At 70.4% G+C, this 20,399-nt stretch carries 20 protein-coding genes; 8 read left to right on the top strand and 12 right to left on the bottom strand.

Annotated elements, in window-relative coordinates; translation table 11 throughout:
- The first annotated feature begins 50 nt into the window (after positions 1–50).
- On the top strand, positions 51–1,646 hold the full coding sequence (locus FHS08_RS07460; protein WP_167037382.1) for an Rv2578c family radical SAM protein: 1,596 nt from the start codon (positions 51–53) through the stop codon (positions 1,644–1,646).
- Positions 1,647–1,709: 63 nt separating this feature from the next.
- Positions 1,710–2,987: a glycosyltransferase gene (locus FHS08_RS07455; RefSeq protein WP_167037379.1), complete on the top strand. Its 1,278-nt coding sequence runs from the start codon at positions 1,710–1,712 to the stop codon at positions 2,985–2,987.
- A gap of 138 nt (positions 2,988–3,125) precedes the next feature.
- Here the strand turns inward: FHS08_RS07455 and FHS08_RS07450 are convergent, their stop codons facing one another.
- Positions 3,126–5,225, bottom strand: coding sequence for a DEAD/DEAH box helicase (locus tag FHS08_RS07450; protein ID WP_167037376.1), 2,100 nt, complete (start codon positions 5,223–5,225; stop codon positions 3,126–3,128).
- Positions 5,226–5,556: 331 nt separating this feature from the next.
- Between FHS08_RS07450 and FHS08_RS07445 the strand changes: the two genes are divergently transcribed.
- Positions 5,557–6,177, top strand: coding sequence for a putative antibiotic biosynthesis monooxygenase (locus FHS08_RS07445; RefSeq protein ID WP_243847247.1), 621 nt, complete (start codon positions 5,557–5,559; stop codon positions 6,175–6,177).
- An 18-nt stretch (positions 6,178–6,195) separates the two neighbouring features.
- On the opposite strand, the gene FHS08_RS07440 is transcribed toward FHS08_RS07445, so the two are convergent.
- From FHS08_RS07440 to FHS08_RS07415, 6 genes are all read right to left on the bottom strand, one after another.
- The gene (locus tag FHS08_RS07440) at positions 6,196–7,716 is read right to left on the bottom strand and encodes an amino acid permease (protein WP_243847413.1); all 1,521 of its coding nucleotides are present in this window, start codon (positions 7,714–7,716) and stop codon (positions 6,196–6,198) included.
- A 271-nt stretch (positions 7,717–7,987) separates the two neighbouring features.
- Positions 7,988–11,227 (bottom strand): efflux RND transporter permease subunit, encoded by a 3,240-nt coding sequence (locus FHS08_RS07435; RefSeq protein WP_167037370.1) that lies wholly within the window; start codon positions 11,225–11,227, stop codon positions 7,988–7,990.
- Positions 11,228–11,368: 141 nt separating this feature from the next.
- A complete protein-coding gene (locus tag FHS08_RS07430) occupies positions 11,369–11,995 on the bottom strand; it encodes a TetR/AcrR family transcriptional regulator (RefSeq protein ID WP_167037367.1) in 627 nt (208 codons plus the stop codon).
- A 695-nt stretch (positions 11,996–12,690) separates the two neighbouring features.
- On the bottom strand, positions 12,691–13,062 hold the full coding sequence (locus FHS08_RS07425) for a CrcB family protein (protein WP_167037363.1): 372 nt from the start codon (positions 13,060–13,062) through the stop codon (positions 12,691–12,693).
- Positions 13,059–13,490, bottom strand: coding sequence for a fluoride efflux transporter FluC (locus FHS08_RS07420; RefSeq protein WP_341800353.1), 432 nt, complete (start codon positions 13,488–13,490; stop codon positions 13,059–13,061). The genes FHS08_RS07425 and FHS08_RS07420 overlap by 4 nt, the downstream gene beginning before the upstream one ends.
- A 31-nt stretch (positions 13,491–13,521) precedes the next feature.
- Positions 13,522–13,791 (bottom strand): DUF7218 family protein, encoded by a 270-nt coding sequence (locus FHS08_RS07415; protein ID WP_167037360.1) that lies wholly within the window; start codon positions 13,789–13,791, stop codon positions 13,522–13,524.
- 209 nt (positions 13,792–14,000) lie between these two features.
- On the opposite strand from FHS08_RS07415, the gene FHS08_RS07410 reads away from it, so the two are divergent.
- Positions 14,001–14,165 (top strand): hypothetical protein, encoded by a 165-nt coding sequence (locus FHS08_RS07410; protein WP_167037356.1) that lies wholly within the window; start codon positions 14,001–14,003, stop codon positions 14,163–14,165.
- A gap of 63 nt (positions 14,166–14,228) precedes the next feature.
- Here the strand turns inward: FHS08_RS07410 and FHS08_RS07405 are convergent, their stop codons facing one another.
- A complete protein-coding gene (locus FHS08_RS07405) occupies positions 14,229–14,987 on the bottom strand; it encodes a TipAS antibiotic-recognition domain-containing protein (RefSeq protein ID WP_167037353.1) in 759 nt (252 codons plus the stop codon).
- A 165-nt stretch (positions 14,988–15,152) separates the two neighbouring features.
- Between FHS08_RS07405 and FHS08_RS07400 the strand changes: the two genes are divergently transcribed.
- On the top strand, positions 15,153–15,992 hold the full coding sequence (locus FHS08_RS07400; protein WP_167037350.1) for a DUF4097 family beta strand repeat-containing protein: 840 nt from the start codon (positions 15,153–15,155) through the stop codon (positions 15,990–15,992).
- Positions 15,992–16,603: a PadR family transcriptional regulator gene (locus tag FHS08_RS07395; protein WP_167037347.1), complete on the top strand. Its 612-nt coding sequence runs from the start codon at positions 15,992–15,994 to the stop codon at positions 16,601–16,603. The genes FHS08_RS07400 and FHS08_RS07395 overlap by 1 nt, the downstream gene beginning before the upstream one ends.
- 103 nt (positions 16,604–16,706) lie before the next feature.
- On the opposite strand, the gene FHS08_RS07390 is transcribed toward FHS08_RS07395, so the two are convergent.
- Positions 16,707–17,291 (bottom strand): TetR/AcrR family transcriptional regulator, encoded by a 585-nt coding sequence (locus FHS08_RS07390; RefSeq protein ID WP_167037344.1) that lies wholly within the window; start codon positions 17,289–17,291, stop codon positions 16,707–16,709.
- Positions 17,292–17,401: 110 nt separating this feature from the next.
- Here FHS08_RS07390 and FHS08_RS07385 point away from each other — a divergent pair, with 110 nt between their 5' ends.
- The gene (locus tag FHS08_RS07385) at positions 17,402–17,791 is read left to right on the top strand and encodes a cupin domain-containing protein (protein ID WP_167037342.1); all 390 of its coding nucleotides are present in this window, start codon (positions 17,402–17,404) and stop codon (positions 17,789–17,791) included.
- Here FHS08_RS07385 and FHS08_RS07380 read toward each other — a convergent pair.
- Complete coding sequence (locus tag FHS08_RS07380; RefSeq protein WP_167037339.1) at positions 17,788–18,324, bottom strand: universal stress protein; 537 nt, start codon at positions 18,322–18,324, stop codon at positions 17,788–17,790. The two genes, FHS08_RS07385 and FHS08_RS07380, sit on opposite strands and share 4 nt — an antisense overlap.
- A 161-nt stretch (positions 18,325–18,485) precedes the next feature.
- On the opposite strand from FHS08_RS07380, the gene FHS08_RS07375 reads away from it, so the two are divergent.
- A complete protein-coding gene (locus FHS08_RS07375) occupies positions 18,486–18,686 on the top strand; it encodes a DUF3073 family protein (RefSeq protein ID WP_167037337.1) in 201 nt (66 codons plus the stop codon).
- On the opposite strand, the gene FHS08_RS07370 is transcribed toward FHS08_RS07375, so the two are convergent.
- Positions 18,626–19,036: a TIGR02611 family protein gene (locus tag FHS08_RS07370; protein WP_167037334.1), complete on the bottom strand. Its 411-nt coding sequence runs from the start codon at positions 19,034–19,036 to the stop codon at positions 18,626–18,628. The two genes, FHS08_RS07375 and FHS08_RS07370, sit on opposite strands and share 61 nt — an antisense overlap.
- A 113-nt stretch (positions 19,037–19,149) precedes the next feature.
- Positions 19,150–20,382 carry an MFS transporter gene (locus FHS08_RS07365; protein WP_167037330.1) on the bottom strand — a complete coding sequence of 411 codons (1,233 nt, stop codon included), beginning with the start codon at positions 20,380–20,382 and terminating at the stop codon, positions 19,150–19,152.
- Between the last annotated feature and the right edge of the window lie 17 nt (positions 20,383–20,399).

Below are 20,399 nucleotides of genomic sequence, written 5' to 3'. Positions count from 1 at the left end.
TCTGTTCGAATGTCCTTGACTCTCATCCGAATATCTGTTCCCATGATGGGATGCGGTGGCAAGGTCAGCAGCTCGGAGTCGCGGATGCCGCGGCGCTCCCCGGCCTCGAGCGGCTGGACGGCCTCGTCCGCTCGGTCACGACGCCCGAGTTCGCAGGCATGACGTTCCACGAAGTGATGTGCAAGAGCGCCCTGAACCACGTGCCCGGCGCGTCATCGATGCCGTTCGACTGGACGATCAACCCATATCGAGGATGCAGCCATGCATGCGTGTACTGCCTCTCTCCGCAGACCCCCGTCCTGCTCGCGGACGGCCGGCAACGCCCCATCGCCGAGCTGTCGGTGGGAGACGAGATCATCGGAACAGCGATGCGGGGGGCACACCGTCGCTACACGCGCACGACGGTGGAGGCCAGATGGTCGACGCGGAAGCGCGCCCATCGCATCACGCTCGCCGACGGCACCGAGCTCGTGGCGAGCGGCGACCATCGCTTCCTCACGGACCGCGGCTGGACGCACGTCGCCGACGGCATGAGCGGCGACTCGCCACGCCCGTTCCTGACGACGCAGCACCGCCTCATGGGCTTCGGCTCGCGCGGCATCCCCATCGCCCCTTCGAGCGCCGAAGGCGCAGCCGTCACGACCGGTGCCGACCTGCGCGTCGTCTCGGTGGAAGACCTCGGCCACGAGATCGAGATGGTCGACGTGACGACGGGGACAGGCGACTTCATCGCCGACGGGGTCGTGAGCCACAACTGCTTCGCGCGCGGCACGCACGAGTACCTCGACCTCGATGCGGGTCACGACTTCGACTCGCAGATCGTCGTCAAGGTCAACGTCGCCGACGTGCTGCGTCGAGAGCTGCGCCGCGGATCGTGGAGCCGTGAGCCGGTCATGCTCGGCACGAACACCGATCCGTACCAGCGCGCGGAGGGGCGGTATCGGCTCATGCCCGGCATCGTCGCGGAGCTGACCGAGTCGGGAACCCCGTTCTCGATCCTGACGAAGGGCACGCTGCTGCGGCGCGACCTTCCCCTGCTGAAGGATGCCGCAGCCTCCGTGCACGTGTCGGTCGCGGTGTTCGACGACCCGTTGCACCAGCTCATCGAACCCGGGACGCCGACTGCGGCCGCCCGCCTCGAGACCGTGCGTGCGGCGACGGAGGCCGGCTTCCGGGTCACGGTCTTCCTGATGCCGATCCTGCCCCACCTCACGGACTCGATCGCGGCGATCGACGACGCGCTGGCGCGCATCCGCGCGGCCGGCGCCGCGCGGGTCGTCTACGGGGCGTTGCACCTGCGGCCCGGCGTCAAGCCGTGGTTCATGGCGTGGCTGAGGCGCGAGCATCCCGAGCTCGTCTCGTCGTATCTCGGGCTCTACCCCGGCGCCTCGGCCATGGCGCCGAAGGCGTACCGCTCGTGGCTCGCGAAGCGGGTGCGCCCGCTCATGAGGGTGCACCGTCTCGACGGGCACGACGAAGACGACGCACCGCGGCGCGAGCCCGTCCCAGGGCTGGCGGCGCGCGTCGTGACGACGGACCGCGGTCGCGAGGCCGCGCGCAGGTCCGAGACCGGAGCGCCGCAGGGGGGAGGACGGCAGGGGGGAGGACGGCAGGGTGGAGACGGGTCCCCCGCGATGCTGTTCTGACGCGCGCGCCGAGTGCCCTGTATCAGGGGCGGCGATTGGGGCACTCTGTGTGAAGGTGGTGTCATGGCGCGGATCATGCTCGAGGCGATGCCGTTCACGGGGCACGTGACGCCCATCGCGGCCGTCGCGTCCGAGCTGGTCGCGCGCGGGAACGACGTGCGGTTCTACACGGGTTCCGCCTTCCAGGGTCGGGTCGAGGCATCCGGAGCGCGCTTCGTGCCGTGGCGCGTCGCGCCCGACTTCGACGAGAACGACATGCAGGCGACGTTCCCGCGCCTGGTCGGCAAGAAGGGGCTCGGACAGCTGCTCATCAACGTCGCGGACGTCATGATCGGCACGGCACCCGCGCAGGTCGACGACCTCCGGAGCGAATGGGAGCGCGAGCCGTGGGACGTCATCGCGATGGACGAGCTGTCGGTCGGCGCCGCCTTCTTCGCAGAGCAGCGCGGGGGCGCGTGGGCCACGGTGAGCGTGCTGCCACTCAATCTCTCGGGCACCTCGGGTCCTCCCAGTGGGATGGGCCTGGCCCCCGGCACGAACGTGGTGACGCGGACGCGGGATGCCGCGCTCCGCGCCCTCGTGCCGATGTTCTCCCGTCCGCTGACGAAGCCGCTCGCACGGGCGCGCGCGGCCGTCGGACTCCCCCCGGCGACGCGGACGTTCGACCAGACCGTGTTCTCCCCCGCGCTCGTCGTCGCGAGCGGTGTTCCGCTTCTCGACTTCGAGCGGCCCGACCGCCCGCCCCACGTGCAGTTCGTGGGAGAGCTGGCTCACACGACGCGAGCGGCACAGCCCGAGGTCGATCCGCCGCCGTGGTGGGGAGACCTCGACGGGCGGACCGTCGTGCACGTGACGCAGGGCACGTTCAACATCGATCCGACGAATCTGCTGCGGCCCGCGCTGGAGGCCCTCGCCGACGTCGACGCGATCGTGGTCGCGACGAGCGGGGTTCCCGGCCGCGACAGCCTACCGTTCCCCGTGCCCCGGAATGCGCGCGTCGCGGGCTTCGTCCCCTACGCGCGGCTGCTCCCCCGCGTCGACGTCGTCGTGACCAACGGCGGCTGGGGAGGCGTCCTGGCAGCGCTGGCGCACGACATCCCGCTCGTCATCGCGGGCGGCGACCTCGACAAGCCCGAGATCGCGGCCCGCGTCGCGTGGGCCCGTGCGGGCGTCAACCTGCGCACCGGCACGCCGACGGCGGCTCAGGTCCGCGCGGGTTTCGATCGCGTCGCGGGCGATCGCTCGTTCCGGGATGCCGCGGCCCGCGTCGGCGCGCAGCTCCGCTCCCTGGGAGGGGCGCCGAGGGCCGCCGAGCTCATCGAGGCTCTCGCACCGCCCTGACCCCGGGCGTGACCGCAGCCGCGACCTCGTGCGCAGAGTGACGACGCCGACACCCTGCACCCGGCTGCCCATGCGGGTGCAGGGTCTCGCCGCGTGTCCGCGGTCCCGTGCGCGAGTGCCGCCGCACTCGGCTGCGGCTCAGCCGACGGGGTCGACCTGACGGCCGCTGAGCTCCTCCAGCAGATCGTCGCCGACACGCACCTCGTCGAACGGCGCGTCGATCTCGGCGCGCTCGAGCAGCTCCATCATCCGGCGCCGGCGCTGACGCGCGATGAGCGTCACGACCGTTCCCGAGCGGCCCGCGCGGCCCGTGCGGCCCGAGCGGTGCAGGTACGTCTTGTACTCGTCGGGCATGTCGGCCTGGATCACGAGATCGATGTCGTCGACATGGATGCCGCGGGCCGCGACATCCGTCGCCACGAGCACCTGGACGCGGCCCGATGTGAGCCGTTCGAGGTTGCGGGTGCGCTTGGCCTGGTTGAGGTCGCCGTGGAGGGCGAGCGCGCGGATGCCGGCGTCGTCGAACTGCTCGGCGAGCATCTCGGCGTAGGCGCGGGTTCGGGCGAACACGAGGGTCTTGCCCTCGCGGTCGACGAGCGACGCGAGGATCTCGGCCTTGTCGCGGTGGTCGATGACGAGCACACGGTGGTCGATCGTTCCGGAGTCCTGGTCTTCGCCGGCGACCTCGAAGACGGCAGGCTCGACGAGGAACTCGTCGACGAGAGCCGCGACCTCGCGGTCGAGCGTCGCCGAGAACAAGAGCTTCTGCGAGCCGGCCTCGGTGCGGCGGAGGATCCGCTGCACGGGCTCGAGGAAGCCCAGGTCGCACATGTGGTCGGCTTCGTCGAGCACGGCGATGCGGATGTCGGAGAGATCCAGCTTGCCCTGCTCGACGAGGTCCTCGATGCGGCCCGGGGTGCCGATGATGATGTCGACGCCCTTCCGGAGGGCGCCGACCTGGCGACCCTGCGGCACGCCGCCGTAGATCTGCGTCGTGAACAGGCCCACGCTGCGGGCGATCGGCTGGATCGTGCGGTCGATCTGGAGCGCGAGCTCGCGAGTGGGGGCGAGGATGAGCGCCTTCGGCGTGCGGCCGAACTCGCGGCGCTTGCCGGCCTGCGAGCGCAGGATCGACTCGACGAGGGGCGCGCCGAACGCGATCGTCTTGCCGGAGCCCGTGCGACCGCGTGCCAGGACGTCCTTGCCGTCGAGGATCGGGGCGATCGTCGCCGCCTGGATCGGGAACGGGGATGCCGCGCCCAGATCTGCGAGCGTGCGGACGATGTTGTCGCCGAGCCCCAGGCTGCCGAACGTCACGTCCGCGACCTCTTCGGCCTGGATCGCCTCGGCCTGAAGGCGCTCGTGGACGACGTCGACGTGCGCTTCATACGCCTTGTCACGCGTCGGTGCGGCGTTCCAGTCGGCACGGTTCGGTCGGTCCTCACGCTCACGGCGCGGCCCGTCGAACGACCGCTGCGGGCGATCCCCGTCACGGCGAGGCCGGTCGTCGGACGAACGCACAGGACGGTCGTCCCGACGGGGACCGTCGAAGGACCGGGCAGGGCGGTCGCCGAAGTCGCGCTTCGGGCGATCGGCGCGCGAACGAGCCGGGCGATCGTCGAACGAGCGCGCTGGGCGATCGGAGGAGTCACGGCGGGGACGATCGTCGGACGACCGCGCTGGGCGGTCGTCACGACGAGGGCGGTCGTCATACGACCGGGCCGGGCGGTCATCCCGACGCGGCCCACCGAACGAACGCTGCACGCGATCCCCGTCGCGGCGAGGCCGGTCGTCGAACGAACGCGCAGGGCGATCGTCACGGCGAGGCCGGTCGTCGAACGAACGCGCAGGGCGATCGTCACGGCGAGGCCGGTCGTCGAACGAACGCGCAGGGCGGGTGCCGAACTCGCGCGGCGGACGCGCGTCGCCGTACTCTCGGCGGGCGGAGCGCTCACCCTCGCGCGGCGCACGCGCGTCACGCGGGTCGCGCGCCTGCGAGCGGATCCCCCGCGCCTCGTCGCGGCCGGCGCGCTCCTGCGCCGTCCAGCGCTTCTTCGCCGGGGCACCGGCATCCGTCTCAGGGCGGTATCCGCGGTGACCGGCGCTCTTGCTGCCGGGCTTGCCTCCGGACGCCTCCCCGGGGCGGCGCTTGCGGTCCTGGAACGACGTCTTGGCGCCATAGCGCGGCTCGAAGTTCTTCGCGGCGCGGCCGCCGGCGGGCTTCTTGTTCTTGGGCATGATGTCCTTCTGGGTTCTCTTCGCACGAGAACAGCGCCCGCGACTGCGACAACGACAGCAGTGCGCGAGCAGACCCGGACATCCGTCGGCCGGGGCCATTCATGTGATGGTGATGTGCGTCGATCGGCGCTCACCATCGGCCCCTTGGACTCACAAACCCATCCGCGAGCGCGTCGCGGGGTCCAGAGCCGACCTCACGAGCCTATCGGACCACCCTGGGAAGACACCCGCCGTCCGGCCCCGAACGCGAACTGTGCAGCCAGCGCTCGAGTCCATCCACCCGACGCCGGCGGCAACATGCGCGACACACGCGCCGCCGACAATGGTGGGTATGGCAGAGCCCGAAGCCCCGCACCCCGTCACCGTCGCGATCGAGCGGCGCATCGACGCGGATCGCACCGTCGAGGCGACGAGCTGGATGCAGGCGGGAACCGACCTCGCGACCGCGTTCCCCGGATTCCTCGGCTCGGGCTGGGTCAGGGCGGGCGAGGCGAGCGACCTCTGGTACATGCTCTACCGCTTCCGCGACATCCCGACCCTCGAGACGTGGGAGCAATCGCCGCAGCGCGCGTGGTGGCTCGACTCCGGCCGGTCGTTCGCGAAGGAGGTGCGGGTCGAGCGCCGAACGGGCATCGAGGGCTGGTTCGACGCGCCCTTCGCGACGAACGTCGAGTCGCGCCGCGGCGCCGACTCCCCGACGACCGGCCCGGTCCAGCAGCCCGTCACCTCCGCACCCCCGCGCTGGAAGCAGTCCGTCACGATCTGGCTCGGATTCTTCCCGTGCAATCTGCTCGCATCGTGGCTGTTCGGGTTCGTCCCCGGGTTCGGCGAGCTGCCGCTTGTGACGCGCGTGCTCATCTCGACCGTCGTGCTGACGCCCATCATGACGTTCTGGGTGCTTCCGTGGGTCACGCGGATGCTGCGCCCCTGGCTGCACCGCCGGCGCGCCTGACGTCGATCGCCGCGGCGCTCAGTCCGCGTCGGAGTCGCGATCCCGCCGGAACACCGCAGGCGGATTGTCGATCGCGGGCCGCTCCGCGATGACGGGGAACGTGCCCGTGTGGCCCTCGCGCTCGGCCGCGGCCTCCGCGATGCGGGCGCGGAACGCGAACCAGCCCGCGATGAGCAGCGGGATGAGCAGCACGAGCGAGGCGAGCACCCACCGGCCCGTCTCGGAGAATCCCATCGTCACGAGCACGAACAGGAGGAACGCGAGCGTCAGCCAGGCCGTGAACGGCGCTCCGAACAGCCGGAACGCCGGTCGCTCGATCTTCCCCTCGTTCGCCCACCTGTGCAGCTTCATCTGGCACAGCACGATCGTCGCCCAGCCGCCGATGATGCCGAGCGCCGACACCTCCAGCACGATCTCGAACGCCTGCGAGGGAACGAGCGCGTTGAGCCCGACGCCGAGCAGCGTGATGAAGGACGTCAGCACGATGCCGCCGTACGGCACGCCGTTGCGCGACATCCGCTCGGTGAACCGCGGCGCGGACCCGTTGACCGCCATCGATCGCAGGATGCGACCCGTCGAGTACAGGCCCGCGTTGAGGCTCGACAGGGCGGCCGTGAGCACGACGAAGTTCATGATGGATGCCGACGCGGCCCCCGCCTCGGGCGAGCCGATGTGCGAGAAGAACGTCACGAAGGGCGATTCGTCGGCCGAGTACTCCGTGAACGGCAGCAGGAGCGAGAGCAGGAGCACCGAGCCGACATAGAAGACCGCGATGCGGAACACGACGGTGTTGACGGCCCGGGGCATCACCTTCCGCGGCTCGGCCGTCTCGCCCGCGGCCGTGCCGACGAGCTCGATCGCGGCGTACGCGAAGACGACGCCGCTGATCGCGACGAGCGGCGCGAACGCTCCCATCGGGAACATGCCGCCGTTGTCGCCGATCACAGAGAACCCCGTGGCCCCGACATCCGTCCTCCCCACGAAGAGGAGGAAGATCACGCCGATGACGAGGAAGACGATGAGGGCCGTCACCTTGATGAGTGCGAACCAGAACTCCATCTCGCCGAAGACCTTCACGGAGACGAGGTTCAGAGACAGGACGACCACGAGCGCGACGAGCGCGATGGTCCACTGCGGGATCGCCTGCAGCGGCTCCCAGTACGGCGCCCAGAACTTGACGTAGAGGGCGATCGCCGTGACGTCGACGATCGACGTGAACGCCCAGTTGAGGAAGTACAGCCACCCGGCGGTGTAGGCCATCTTCTCGCCGTAGAACTCGCGCGCGTAGGAGACGAACGACCCCGACGACGGCCGGTGCAGCACGAGCTCGCCGAGCGCGCGCAGGATCAGGAAGGCGAAGAAGCCGCACACGGCGTACACGAGCACGAGCGAAGGCCCCGAACTGGCGAGGCGCCCGCCGGCACCGAGGAACAGCCCCGTGCCGATCGCGCCGCCGATGGCGATCATCTGGATCTGCCGTGGCTTGAGGGTCTTGTGGTAGCCCTGCTCCTCGCTCGAGAAGTCCTGCACGGCGAGCATGACGTCGCCGGTGAGCTCGAACTCGTTCTCGAGGGCCTGCTCTGGGTCGTGCATCGCGTGACGCAGCTCGGCGTCGTGGTGGCGCAGTTCGCTCTCCTGCGGTTCGTGCGAGGACATGAGGCCCCCCTCTCGTCTTCGTGGCCCGAGGTTCGGCCCCGGATGCCGCAAAGCTACTCCCGCAGGTCCCGGGCGCGCGATACCCCCTTGCGTGCACGGACGACGAAGGGCCGGGAGCGGCATCCCGCCGTCCCGGCCCCTTCTCGACGGCGCGTCAGTCGCGCGGACCGCGCCGCGTGCGGCGCAGCTGCGTCACGGGCGCCGCTGACGGCAGGCCCGCGAGCGCGGCTCCGACCGCGGCGGGCGCCTCCGCGAGCCGGCCGTCGGCGGACGGCTCGTCGGCGGCGGACGCGTGGGATGCGGCATCCGTCCCGCCGCCGTGTCGCGCGCGGCGCTCCCTGGCGCCCTCGACGAGGTTGTAGAGCGTCGGCAGCACGAGCAGCGTCAGGACCGTCGACGACACGAGGCCGCCGATCACGACGATCGCGAGCGGCTGCGAGATGAACCCGCCGTGACCCGTGATGCCGAGCGCCATCGGGGTCAGGGCGAAGATCGTCGCGAGCGCCGTCATGAGGATGGGGCGGAGGCGTCGAGCGCCGCCCGCGACCGTCGCATCGTGTGTCGACAGGCCCTTCTCGCGGTACTGGTTGACGAGGTCGACGAGGACGATCGCGTTCGTCACGACGATGCCGATGAGCATCAGCACGCCGATGAGCGACGCGACGCCGAGCGGCACGCCCGTGACGATCTGCAGCAGGATCGCGCCCGTCGCCGCGAACGGCACCGACACGAGCAGCAGCAGTGGCTGGCGCAGCGACTTGAACGTCGCGACCATCACGATGTAGACGATGAGGATCGCGGCGAGCATCGCGAGGCCGAGCTGCGAGAACGCGTCCTGCTGCTGCGAGAGCACACCGCCGAGCGATGCCCGGGCGCCCGTCGGCAGCTCGAGGTCGTCGAGCGCCGTGGTGATCGTGGCGGACGCCGTGTTGAGGTCGTCGGTCCCCGGGGTGACCGTGACGGTCGCCGTCCGCTGCCCGCGCTGCGTCGTGACCGAGGTCGGCCCCTCGCTCTGGGCGACCGTCGCGACCTCGTCGAGCGTGATGAGGCCCGTCGCGCTGGGGATCTCGAGCTTCGCGAGGTCGTCGATCGTTCCGGGGACGCTCGACGCCGCGAGGTACACCGTCAGGCCCGTGCCGTCGATCTCGACCGTTCCGACCTGCCGCGGCTGCATCGTGCCCGAAACGAGCGCGCCGACCGAAACCTCCGACAGCCCCAGCGACGCGGCCTTGTCACGGTCGACCGTGACGGCGACGTAGGGGAGGGATGCCGCGAGGTTCGACGTGACCTGGTCGAGGCCGTCCTTCCCGTCGAGCGCGCTCACGACGTCGTCGGTCGCGGTCTGCAGCGTCCCGGAGTCGGGCGCCGTGATGTCGATGTCGATGTCGGTCGACCCGAAACCGCCGCCACCTGCGGCGATCGTGATCGTGCCGACGCCGTCGAGGCCGGCGACCGCGCGCTGCACGTCGTCTCGGACGGCGAGCTGGTCGGCGTCGGGAGACGTCGTGATCGAGTAGGTGATGCCGCCGCTTCCGCCGCTGAACGCATCGCGCAGCGCGGATCCGCTCGAGCCGATCGAGGTCTGGACGGTGTCGATGCCGTCGATGCCCTCGATCGCGTCCTCGACCTGGCGGGCCGCGGCATCCTTCGCCTCGAGGCTCGCCGCCGCGCCGACCTGCTGCGTCATCGAGAACGTGTTCTGGCCCGAGTCGCCGAGGAAGTTGATCTTCATGAGCGGCGCGGCGGCGGCCGTGCCGGCGAGGACGAGCACGGCGAGCAGGAGCGTCACCCAGGAGTGCGTGAGCGTCCACCGCAGGATCGGCAGGTACGCCTTCTGCAGACGGCTCGGCGGGGCGGCCGGGTCCTCGGGGTCGATCTCGGCGCCGTTCTCGTCGAGGATGGGCTTCCCGGGCCGCAGGAACCAGTATGCGAGCACGGGCACGATCGTGAGCGAGACGAGCAGCGACGCCAGCATCGCGATCGTGACGGTGAGGGCGAACGGGCGGAACAGCTCGCCCGTGACGTCGCCGACGAACGAAATCGGGAGGAACACGGCGACCGTCGTGATCGTCGACGCCGAGACCGCTGTGGCCACCTCGCGCACGGCGCGGATGATCGACTGCAGCTTGTCGGCATCGCCGACGTAGTGTCGCTTGATGTTCTCGATGACGACGATCGAGTCGTCGACGACGCGTCCGATCGCGATCGTGAGCGCGCCGAGCGTCAGGATGTTGAGCGAGTAGCCGAACGCCTGGATGCCGATGAACGTGATGAGCACGCTCGTCGGGATCGAGATCGCGGTGACGAGCGTCGAGCGCACCGAGAGCAGGAACAGCAGGATGATGATGACGGCGAACAGGAGCCCCAGCAGGCCCTCCTGCGCGAGCGACTCGATGGACTGCTGGATGTAGGGGGCCTGGTCGAAGACGACCGTGAACTCGGCATCCGCCCCGATCGAGTCCTGCAGGTCGGGGATCGCCGCCGTGACGGCGCGCGAGACGTCGACCGTGTTGGCGGCGGGGAGCTTCGTCACGGCGATCGTGAGCGCCGGCTCGCCGTTGACGCGCGAGATCGACGTGACGGGGTCCTGCTCCTGGGCGACGGTCGCGACGTCCGCGATCGTCACGGCGCCCGCCTGGAACTGCTGCGCGTCCGACGGCACGAGCGGCAGGGCAGCGACCGCGTCGACCGATGTGAGCTTCGCGCCCGTCTGCACCGTCAGGGTCTGCTCGCCCTCCGTCACGGTGCCGCCGGGAAACAGGATGCCGTTCTGGTCGAGCGCGTCGGTGATCGCCTGCTGCGAGAAGCCCTTCTCGGCGAGCTTCGCGGCATCCGGAGTGATCGTGACGCGCTCGCCGCGACCCCCCACGACCTGCGCGGAGCTCACGCCCGCGATGTCCTCGAGGTCGGGGATGGCCGTGGCCTCGAGCTGCGACTGGATCGTCTCCTCGTCGTCGTAGCCCGTGATCGCGAGCTGGATGACGGGGAGGTCGTCGATCGAGAACGACACGACGTTCGGCTCGACGCCTTCGGGCAGCTGGCTCCTGATGCGGTTGACCGCCTGCAGGATCTTCTGCTCGGCGGTCGCGAGGTCCGTGCCGTACGTGAACGACGCCTGGATGATCGAGGCGTTGGTCGTGCTCGTCGCCGAGGTCGACTCCAGGCCAGGGATCCCCTGGATGGCGGTCTCGATCGGGGTGGAGACGTCGTTGTTGACGACGTCGGGCGATGCGCCCGGGTACGTCGACAGGATCGACAGCTGGGGGAACTCGATCGAGGGGATGAGCTCCTGCTTGAGGTTGACGAGGGCGAGTCCGCCGAAGACCGCCGCGACGATGGTCACGAGGGCGATGAGGGCGCGGTTCTTGAGGCTCAGAATGGCGAGGTTCGACACGGGTGCCTTCGCGAGGAGGTGAGTGCGGCCGCGGAAAGCTGTGCGCGGCCCGATACGCAGGTGTATCGGACCTCAGTATCTCATCGAGGCTCCTGTGATCTTGCCGCGAGGATGCCGAGCGCGGACAGTCGTGTCCGGATGTCAGTCCGCGGCGTGCAGCGTCGTGCGCAGGAGCACGGGCGCCTGCTGCCGCAGCTCTTCGACCGCGTTCACCTCGCCCCGGAGGAAGCGGATGAGCGTGTTCCGGAAGAGCCCGTCGAACAGCGCGTAGGCGATGGGCGGGGTGACGGCGGGCGGGCGGCCCTCGAGCTGCGCGAACTTCACGACGATCGCCCAGACCATCTCTTCGAGCAGCTCGTCGATCGCCACGATCGTGTCGCGGAACCCCTCGCTGAACAGCGCCTGGTTGCGAAGGTCGTACCACAGGCGGTGGAGGGATGCCTCGTCCCTCAGCGTCGACGCCATCTCGACGCCGAAGCGCGCCGCGAGCTCGTCAGACGTGACGGAGCTCTCCACGATCGTGTCGTAGCGACGGGCGCACGCCGACTTGTAGTTCCAGACGGCGAGTGCGACGAGGTCGTCCTTGCCGTCGAAGTAGTAGTGCAGGGAGCCGTGCGAGAGCTCGGAGTGCTGTGCGACATCCCGCAGGCCGGTCTGGGCGTACCCGCGCTCGGCGATGGCGGCCAGGGCCGACTCCGCGAGCATCCGCCGCCGCATCGCGAACTTGTCGACGCTCGCGCGATCCGCTCTCTCTGTCGCCGTCGTCATGCGCGGTCGTGTCCCCTCTCCCGTCCGCGGCGATTCTACGCTCCGAATCGCCGGACGCATCAGGTCGATTTGGACGAGTGTCCTAAGAACACTTGTCAACTGTCCAGATTTCTGCTCTGCTGTTCTCATACGGTTTCGACGACGAAGGAGCCGCCATGATCGGTCATCCCGCAGGATGCCGCCTCCTGGCTCGCGCCCCGCTCGTCGTCGATCGCCTCGGCCGGCTGACGCCGCGTGCAACGCGGTCCCGTCGCCGAGACGGCGGTCAGATCCTGGCCGCCTCACCGGCGGTGCCGGCGCCCCCGGGGGGACGGCGCCGGCACCGCCGGACTTCCTCCAGCCGACCGACTCGCGGGCTCATGGCGCCCCCGACGACGTCGGACCAGACTGCACGAGCGACTTCAGACGCCTTTCCGGCCCCGTGCGCGTGCGCGGGTCGGCACGCAGGACGAGTCTCTCGCGCTGGGCTCCGCTCAGCGGGTGCTCGCAGCGATCGGCAACGCGTTCCCCAGGCGCGCCGAATCGCTCGCTCCGCGAACCGGAGCCCGATGCCGCCGGGGGTCCGCATCCCCAACCGTGCCTCCGGCGGCACCGCCCTCTTCGCACGGCCCTTCGCCTAGCTCGCTCGTCCGCGCCCGGGTCGAGGCCGATCGGATCGAGAACGCTCGGTCCGATCGGCCCGCCGCGCGCTCCGCTCAGACGAAGAGCCGCCCGATCGCGAGTCCGGCTGCTGCGGCGGCCACGGCCAGCACGAGCGTGCCGACGAGGTTCGCCCACGCCCACCCTCGGCGGCGTCGCTCGGCGAGCAGCGCCGTCTCCACCGACACGGTGCTGAACGTCGTGTAGCCGCCGAGGAGCCCGACGCCGGCGATCGTGATCCAGTCGCCGACGACGCCGCCGAGTCCCGTCAGGACTCCGAGCGCGAATGCGCCTGAGACGTTCACGAGCAGGATGCCGACGGGGAAGGCGCCCTTCCGTCCCCTCATGACGAGCGCGTCGACGACGTAGCGGAGCCCCGCGCCCGCACCGCCCGCGACGACGGCTGCGAGGAAGGCCCACGAGCTCACTCGGCCTCCTCGGGTGCATCGGGCTGGCCGGGGCGACCGCCCGCGCGTCGTCCCGCCGCGAGCCCCGCCGTCGCGACGACGACTCCGCCCAGCAGAGCCGCGATCGCGAGCAGGATGCCGACGACCGGCGCGGCGCCGGTCACCTGGACGGTCTGCACGGCGAATGCGCTGTAGGTCGTGAAGCCTCCGAGGACTCCCGTCCCGAGGAACGCGCGCAGCCGCGGACGCCCGCCGTCGAGCCGGCCCACGACCCATCCCAGGCAGAACGATCCGACCAGGTTGATCGCCAGCGTCACGCCCGGGACGACGAGCGGATGCGCCGCCGCCCCGAGCGGCAGCACGAGGGCCGCGCGCGCCGCGACGCCGATCATGCCGCCCGCGACGACGACGAGCAGCGTCGCGGGCGAGATCGCGCGGGAGGGGGCCACGGCGCCAGGCTAGCGCCGGTGCCCCCTCGGCTCAGTGATTGCGCAGCATCGAGATGAGCTCGGACTTGCGCTTGCCCGAGTAGCCCGTGAGCCCGAGCTCCTTCGCGCGCGAGCGCAGGCGGTCGACGGTCCAGTCGTCGTAGTCGCCGGCCTTCCCGCCGCGGCGGCCGACGCTCTTGCGTCCGTCGCGTGCTGCGGCGTTGGAGATGCGCGCGGCCTTCTCCTTCGATGCGCCGTCCTTGCGGAGGTCTTCGTACAGGTCGGGGTCCTTGAGGCTGTTCGATCCTCGTCCACGGGGCATGGCTTCCTCCTTCGACCAGCCGACGCTATGCCCGTGCGGCGAAGCGGAGGCAGGGGGTTGACAGGCGCGCGGACGGCGCTGCGGCCGCTATCACCGTCTGTCGAATGCCGTCAACCCCCTCCACGAGCCCTGTCGGCGCGTGGAGTCTGGAGAACGCCTGGCACGGCACCCGCACATCTGTGCGTCGACAGAAGGAGGAGAACCCTCTCATGAACATCGCTCTCATCGTCATCATCGTCATCGCGATCGTCGTCGCGATCGTGAGCGGCCTCAACGCCGCCTTGGGCTGGCTGCTGTGGGTCGCACTCATCGTCGGCGTGCTCGCGCTGATCGCGTTCCTGTTCCGCGTCCTGAGCGGGCGCAACAGCACCTAGCCCCCGCGGGAAGGCGGATGCCCCGATCCCGCGAGGATCGGGGCATCCGCCTTCCCGCTCGCTCTACAGGTTCGTCTCCGCATAGACGCGCAGCGCGTCGCGCACGAACCGGGCGCCGTCCTGACCTCCGTAGTTCTGCGCGAAGCGCGGGTCGTCGACGTACATCCCGCCGAGCCCGATCACGTAGGCCTTGACGTCGCCGCCGGGCGTCGCCGCCGGCGTTCCGGGGATGCCGGTCAGCCACGCGACGTGGCGCCTCGCGACATCCTGCGCCCTGGGGCTGTCGGGTGCGATCCCGGCCTCGGCCGCCGCGATCCAGTCCTGCCCGAGCTGCTGGGCCTGACGCTGCCATGCGGCCTTGTCGCCGGCGCCCATGGAGCGCCACCACGCGTCGCTGCGCGCGTAGGCGTCCTCGCCCCAGCGCTCCTGGACCTCATCCTTGTACCGCATGTGGTCGAAGCCGTCGAACATGCTCTCCGCCATGAGCCGTTCACCTCCTCTCAGCGCCTCGATGGTCGACTCGACAGACGCGATCTGCCGCGCCAGCCGGCTCTGCCCGTCGCGCAGCCAGGCGAGATGGCTCTCGAGGGCGTGCGCTTCGGAGGTCTCGCGGGCGAGGACCTCCGCGATCTGCGGAAGTCCCAGCCCGAGCTCGCGCAGGAGCAGGATGCGCTGGAGCCGCACGAGCGACGACTCGTCGTAGTGCCGGTAGCCGTTGCGCGCGACCCGCGACGGGGACAGCAGCCCGATGTCGTCGTAGTGGCGCAGCGTGCGGCTCGTCGTGCCGGTGAGCTTCGCGATCTGCTGGATCGGCCACTCCACGTGTTCTCCTCTCCGTCGTGTTCCACGGTAGATGTTGACGCTACGTCAAGGTCAAGCCGAGAATCCGGGAGACTCTTGACGCACTCGCGATATATCGTGTTACGCTGTCCCTATCGCGATATATCGCGAAGACTCCACCACACGGAACCTCCAGGAGAAGGAACCATGACCCTCGAGAAATGGATCATCCACCCGGGCGAGACCCGCGTCATCGACATCGAGACCGTGAGCAGGCTCAAGGTCGGACTCGTCGGCGGGCAGATCGACGTCGTCGCGCACGACGAGCCCGGCGCCCGCATCGAAGTGCACGGCGTCACGATCAAGGACCTGCGCATCGAGGTGACGGGCGACGTCGTCGAGATCGACCACCCGCAGCTGCGGTGGGACAACTTCCTCGAAGTGTTCCGCAACTTCGGCGCTGGCGGCCCCAAGGCCGAGATCAGCGTCGCCGTGCCCCGCTCCGTCGCTCTGACGCTCGGCGTCGTGTCGGCGAGCGCGCTCGTCACCGGCCTTCAGACCGATGCGAAGCTCAACACGGTGTCGGGCGACATCATCGTCGACGGCCTCACAGGCGACCTCAGCGCCAACGCCGTCTCGGGCGACGTGCAGATCCGCGGACTCGTCGGCTCGCTCAGCGCCAACAGCGTCTCGGGCGACGTCGCCGCGACCGGCAGCATCCGCAAGGCGACGATCGACACCGTCTCGGGTGCCCTTCTCGTCGACTCCACGGGCCCCGTCAGCTCGATCGGGCTCAACACCGTGAGCGGCCGGGCGACGGTCCGCCTCGATGAGGGGGTGCCGGCGAACTACGTCGCGCGCAGCGTGAGCGGCCGCGTGCAGATCGACGGCGTCGTGCGCTCGTCGTCGGCTCCGACCAACTACGTCGGCTCGGTCGGAGAGCTCAGCGGCACGTTCGCCGACATCCGCTCGAACTCCGTGTCGGGCGACATCACGGTGCTGCGCCGCGCCGTCGTCACGACGCCCGCCGACGAGGAGGAGTGGTGATGAGTCCTGTCTTCTCGCACGGCGACCTGCGCCTGTATCTGCTCAACCTCCTCGACGAGGGCCCGCGCCACGGCTACGACATCATGCAGGCCCTGGCAGACCGGACGGGCGGCACCTACACGCCGAGCGCCGGCACCATCTATCCGCGCCTCGCGAAGCTCGAGGAGGAGGGCCTCGTCACCAAGACCGTCGACGGCCGCAAGACCGTCTACGAGATCACGGATGCCGGTCGCGCAGAAGTGGCCGCGCGGGCGGGCGATCTCGAGGGCATCGAGGCGGGCCTCGCCGACAGCGTGCGCCTGATCGCCGACGAGGTGCGCGGCAGCGTCCGCGAGGCGATGCGGAGCCTGCGTGCAGACCTCGCCGCCGCGACGCAGGAGGATCGCGCCTCTGCCGCCGCGTGGCCGCCCCCCGCGGACGACGCGCGCACGCAGAGCCGCGAGCAGCTGCACCGCGCCGAGACGGCCGTCGCCGAGTTCCGCGCGAACGTGCGCAGCGACCTGCGCACGCACATCGCGCGCGGCGGCGAGCTCGCGGCATCCGTCGTCGACGATCTGACCGCGACGCTCGACGCCGCCGCACGCGACGTCACGAGGGCGCTGCGCGGCTGACGCCGATCGGCTCGCCCTGAGGACGCGGACGACGGGAGACTCCCCCGTCCGCGTCCTCACGGCCGAACAGGCGGCGGCGGCTCGATGCCGAGGCGTCGGAAGCTCAGTCGCGCGCCGTCACGCCGGCCAGCAGCCCGGTCGCGATCGAGCGGAACCGGGTGGCTCCCGCCATCGTGCGCGACACGAGCATCGCCCCCTCGAGTCCCGCGATGATCGTCTCGGCCGCGGCGCGGGGATCGACGTCCGCCGCGAGGGCGCCGTCGGCCGCCTGCTCGCCGATGACCCGTGCGAGCCAGTCGATGTTGTGCTCGAAGAACTGCTCGACGTCCGACTGCGCCTCGGCCGACAGCGTCTCGTAGTCGGACGCCAGCATCCCGCACAGGCACATGCGGTGGCCCTCGAGCACCGTCGCGTAGATCTCCGCGTAACGGCGCAGCCGCTCGCCCCGATCGGACGTCGTCGTCTCGATCGTGGCCAGCGCGTCGTAGAACCGCGTCGAGTAGCGCGCGATGAGGGTGCGCACGAGGTCGGACTTGGTCGCGAAGTGGTAGTGGAGCGACGCCTTCGTGATGCCGACTCGCGCCGAGATGTCGGCATAGCTCATGGCGTTGAGGCCGCGGGTCTGCACGAGCTCTTCCGCGACGTCGAGGATGCGTTCGCGGGTGTCGGTTCCGACGACGGCTGCCATGCCGACAGCGTAGACCTGGATCCGTCCTTGCATCTACCTGCTGGTAGGTAGACACTGGATCTGCCTACCAGTAGGTAGACAGTCATCCATGCGATGTCGAGGAGGACACCATGCAGACGATCGAGCACGAGACCTTCGCCCGGCCCACGGAGGTCCGCGAGTTCACACACGGCCGGGCCGAGATCCTCGCCGTCGGAGACAGCACCGTCGGCAGGCTCGTCCTCGAGCCCGGATGGCGGTGGTCCGACGACGTCAAGCCCATCGCGGGAACGGACTCCTGTCTCGCACCGCACTTCCAGTACCACGTGCAGGGGCGGCTGGGCATCCGCATGGACGACGGCACGGAGTTCGTCGCGGGCCCCGGCGACGTCACGAGCCTCCCGGAGGGCCACGACGCGTGGGTCGTCGGAGACGAGTCCGTCGTCGTGGTCGACTGGTTCGGCGCGACCGACTGGGCGAAGGCGGATGCCGGACGCCAGGCCGCCGACGCCCCTGCCTAGGCCGGCCAGATCTCCTGATCGTCGGGCACGACGTCGCCGAGCGGGATGACGAGCACGGGACGATGCTGACGGTGCGCGAGTCGCGCCGCGACGGAGCCCGTGAAGAACTCGCGGATCGACTCTCCGATCCCGTGCCGGCGCGTCCCGACGACCAGGAGTCGCGCATCGACCTGCTCCGCGAGATGCTTCATCGCGATGGCGGGGTCGCCGACGAGCTGCCGCACGCTCCAGTCGACGCCTGACCCCTCGAGGCTCGCGGTCGTCTCGGCGGTCACACGCTCGAGGTCGGCCTCGCCCGTCGCGATGTTGATGTCGATGGGGGCGGAGTGCACGTAGCCGTCGGGGTCCTCGTACGTGACGAAGCGCGTCACATCGACGTTGACGACGAGCAGGTGTGCGCCGAGGAGCTTCGCGTACCGCGCCGCCTCTTTGACGACGCGAACGGGATGCCCCGGCACGACCCCCACGATCACCGCGCCCTGCGCGGCATCCTGCCTGCCGTCGTCTGCGATGTCGGATGCCTCTTCCGCCATGAAACGCCCCTTCCGCACCTGTGCGGAGCCGCCGGCGCCACGGGGCTCCGTGTTATTCTGAATGCTACTCTTACCCGGCCAGCCGCCGGATCGTGAATGCCCGGGCTTCGGACGCGGAATGCCCGCATTCAGCCCGCAACTCAGAAATGAGGGGGTCTCGCATGGGGCGTGGCCGTCAGAAGGCGAAGCACACCAAGATCGCCCGCGAACTCAAGTACGACACGTACAGCGTGAACTATGCCGCGCTGGAACGTGAGCTCGGTCACCACTCCGACGACGAATACGTCGACAAGTGGGCCGATCAGTACGACGACGGCGAGGACGAGGACGAGCGCGCGCCCGAGGTCGAGTCGGCCCGCTGAACCCGTGAGGCGCGTGCCGCCCGGCGAGCGCGCCACCACGCCCAGAAGCGGTCGAGCTGACGCTTCAGCCAGCGAGAGCTGCGGCGAGCCCAGTGGAACTCAGTGCCGAGCACCGCGAGCCCGAGGAAGACGACGAGCCAGCCAGGACCGGGCAGCGGCACGAGCAGCAGGCCGGCGATCGCGAGCGCGCCGCCGAAGACGCCGATCGCCGCTCGGTAGGCGACGTCGAGTCGCGGATGCCGGGACACCCACGCGCGCGCGGCGCGCAGCATCCGGAGCAGGGGTCGATCGCGTCGTTCGGCCGCAGCGATCTCGCTTCGGACGGTGCGCTCGAGTTCCGTGGCGGCCATGCCTCGACGCTAACACGATATATCGCGTCACTGCTGGGAATCCGCCTCGCGCCCGGGGCGCGGCACGGCTGGGATGCCGCGCTCGCCCGGCCGCTCGGCCGACCCGTTCCGCGTCAGGCGCTCCACGCGCCCTGGCGCTGCTCCCACTCGTCTTCGACGGTGTGCCGCCGCGAGGCGACGAAACCCGTCGGAATCGCGAAGAGGACGACGACCGCGAGCACGATCAGCGGCCCCGTCCATGAGCCGGTGGCCTCGTACAGCACCCCGAGCCCGAAGGGGAACACGGCCGCGATCGCGTACCCGATGCTCTGCACGAATCCGCTCAGCGCGACGGCGCCCTCGTGCGTGCGGGCTCGGAGCCCGAGCAGCACGAGAGTCAGCGGGAACAGCAGCGGCGCGATGCCGAGCAGCACGACCCACAGCCATGTCGCGGCCGCCGGCGCGAACAGGAGTCCCGCGATCCCGGTGAGACCGGTCACGATCGAGACGGCGAACAGCGCCTTCGTCGCGTGGAAGCGGGCGACCAGGATCGGCACGAGGAGGGATGCCGGCAGGCCCATCGCGGCGAACAGCGACAGGAGCGCGCCGGCCTGCGCGTGCGAGACGCCCGCGATGTCGACGAGGATCTGCGGCAGCCACGCGAACGCCGAGTACGCGAGGATGCCCGACACGGTGAAGCCCGCCAGCAGCGCCCACGCGAGCGGGATGCGCCACATGCGTTCGAAGACCGCGGGATTGGCCCCTTCCAGCGCCTCGACGTCGTCGCCGCGCGTGCGCACGAGCTGGGCGATCCACGGGATCATCGCCGACAGCGCGAAGACCGCCCACAGGGCCAGGGAGAAGCGCCAGCCGACGGCATCCGCCACGGGAACCGCGATGAGGGGAGGCAGGAAGGTGGAGACGGCCATCATGGTCGAGTAGACGGTCGTGACGAGCCCGATGCGATCGGGGAAGTACTTCTTGGCGAGCGGTGGAAGCAGCACGTTCCCGACGCCGACCGCCGCGAACGCGAGGGCCGTCGCGAGCAGGAGCGTCACGCCGTCGACGGCGAGGCCGCGCGTCACGAGGCCCGTCGCGGCGACGGCCATCGCGACGATCGCGAGCCGCTCGAGCCCGAGCCGGCGCTCCAGCTGGGGTGTGAGCAGTCCGAAGACCGCGAAGCAGACCGGCGGGGCCGTGCCGATGAGGCCCACCACGACGGGCGAGAGCGCGAAGTCCCGCTCGATGTGGTCGATGACCGGCGAGAGCGACGCGACCGCCGAGCGCAGCGAGAAGGCGAACAGCACGATCCCGGCGAGGGCGAGCGCGCGGCCGCGCCACAGAGGCGACGGCGCCGTGGAGCTCATGCGACAACCCTAGGGCG

Origin of the sequence: Microbacterium ulmi (genome assembly GCF_011759705.1) — a bacterium.
Lineage (GTDB): Bacteria > Actinomycetota > Actinomycetes > Actinomycetales > Microbacteriaceae > Microbacterium > Microbacterium ulmi.
The sequence above is the reverse complement of the archived record's forward strand: the minus strand, read 5'-3'. Positions and strand labels throughout refer to the sequence as shown.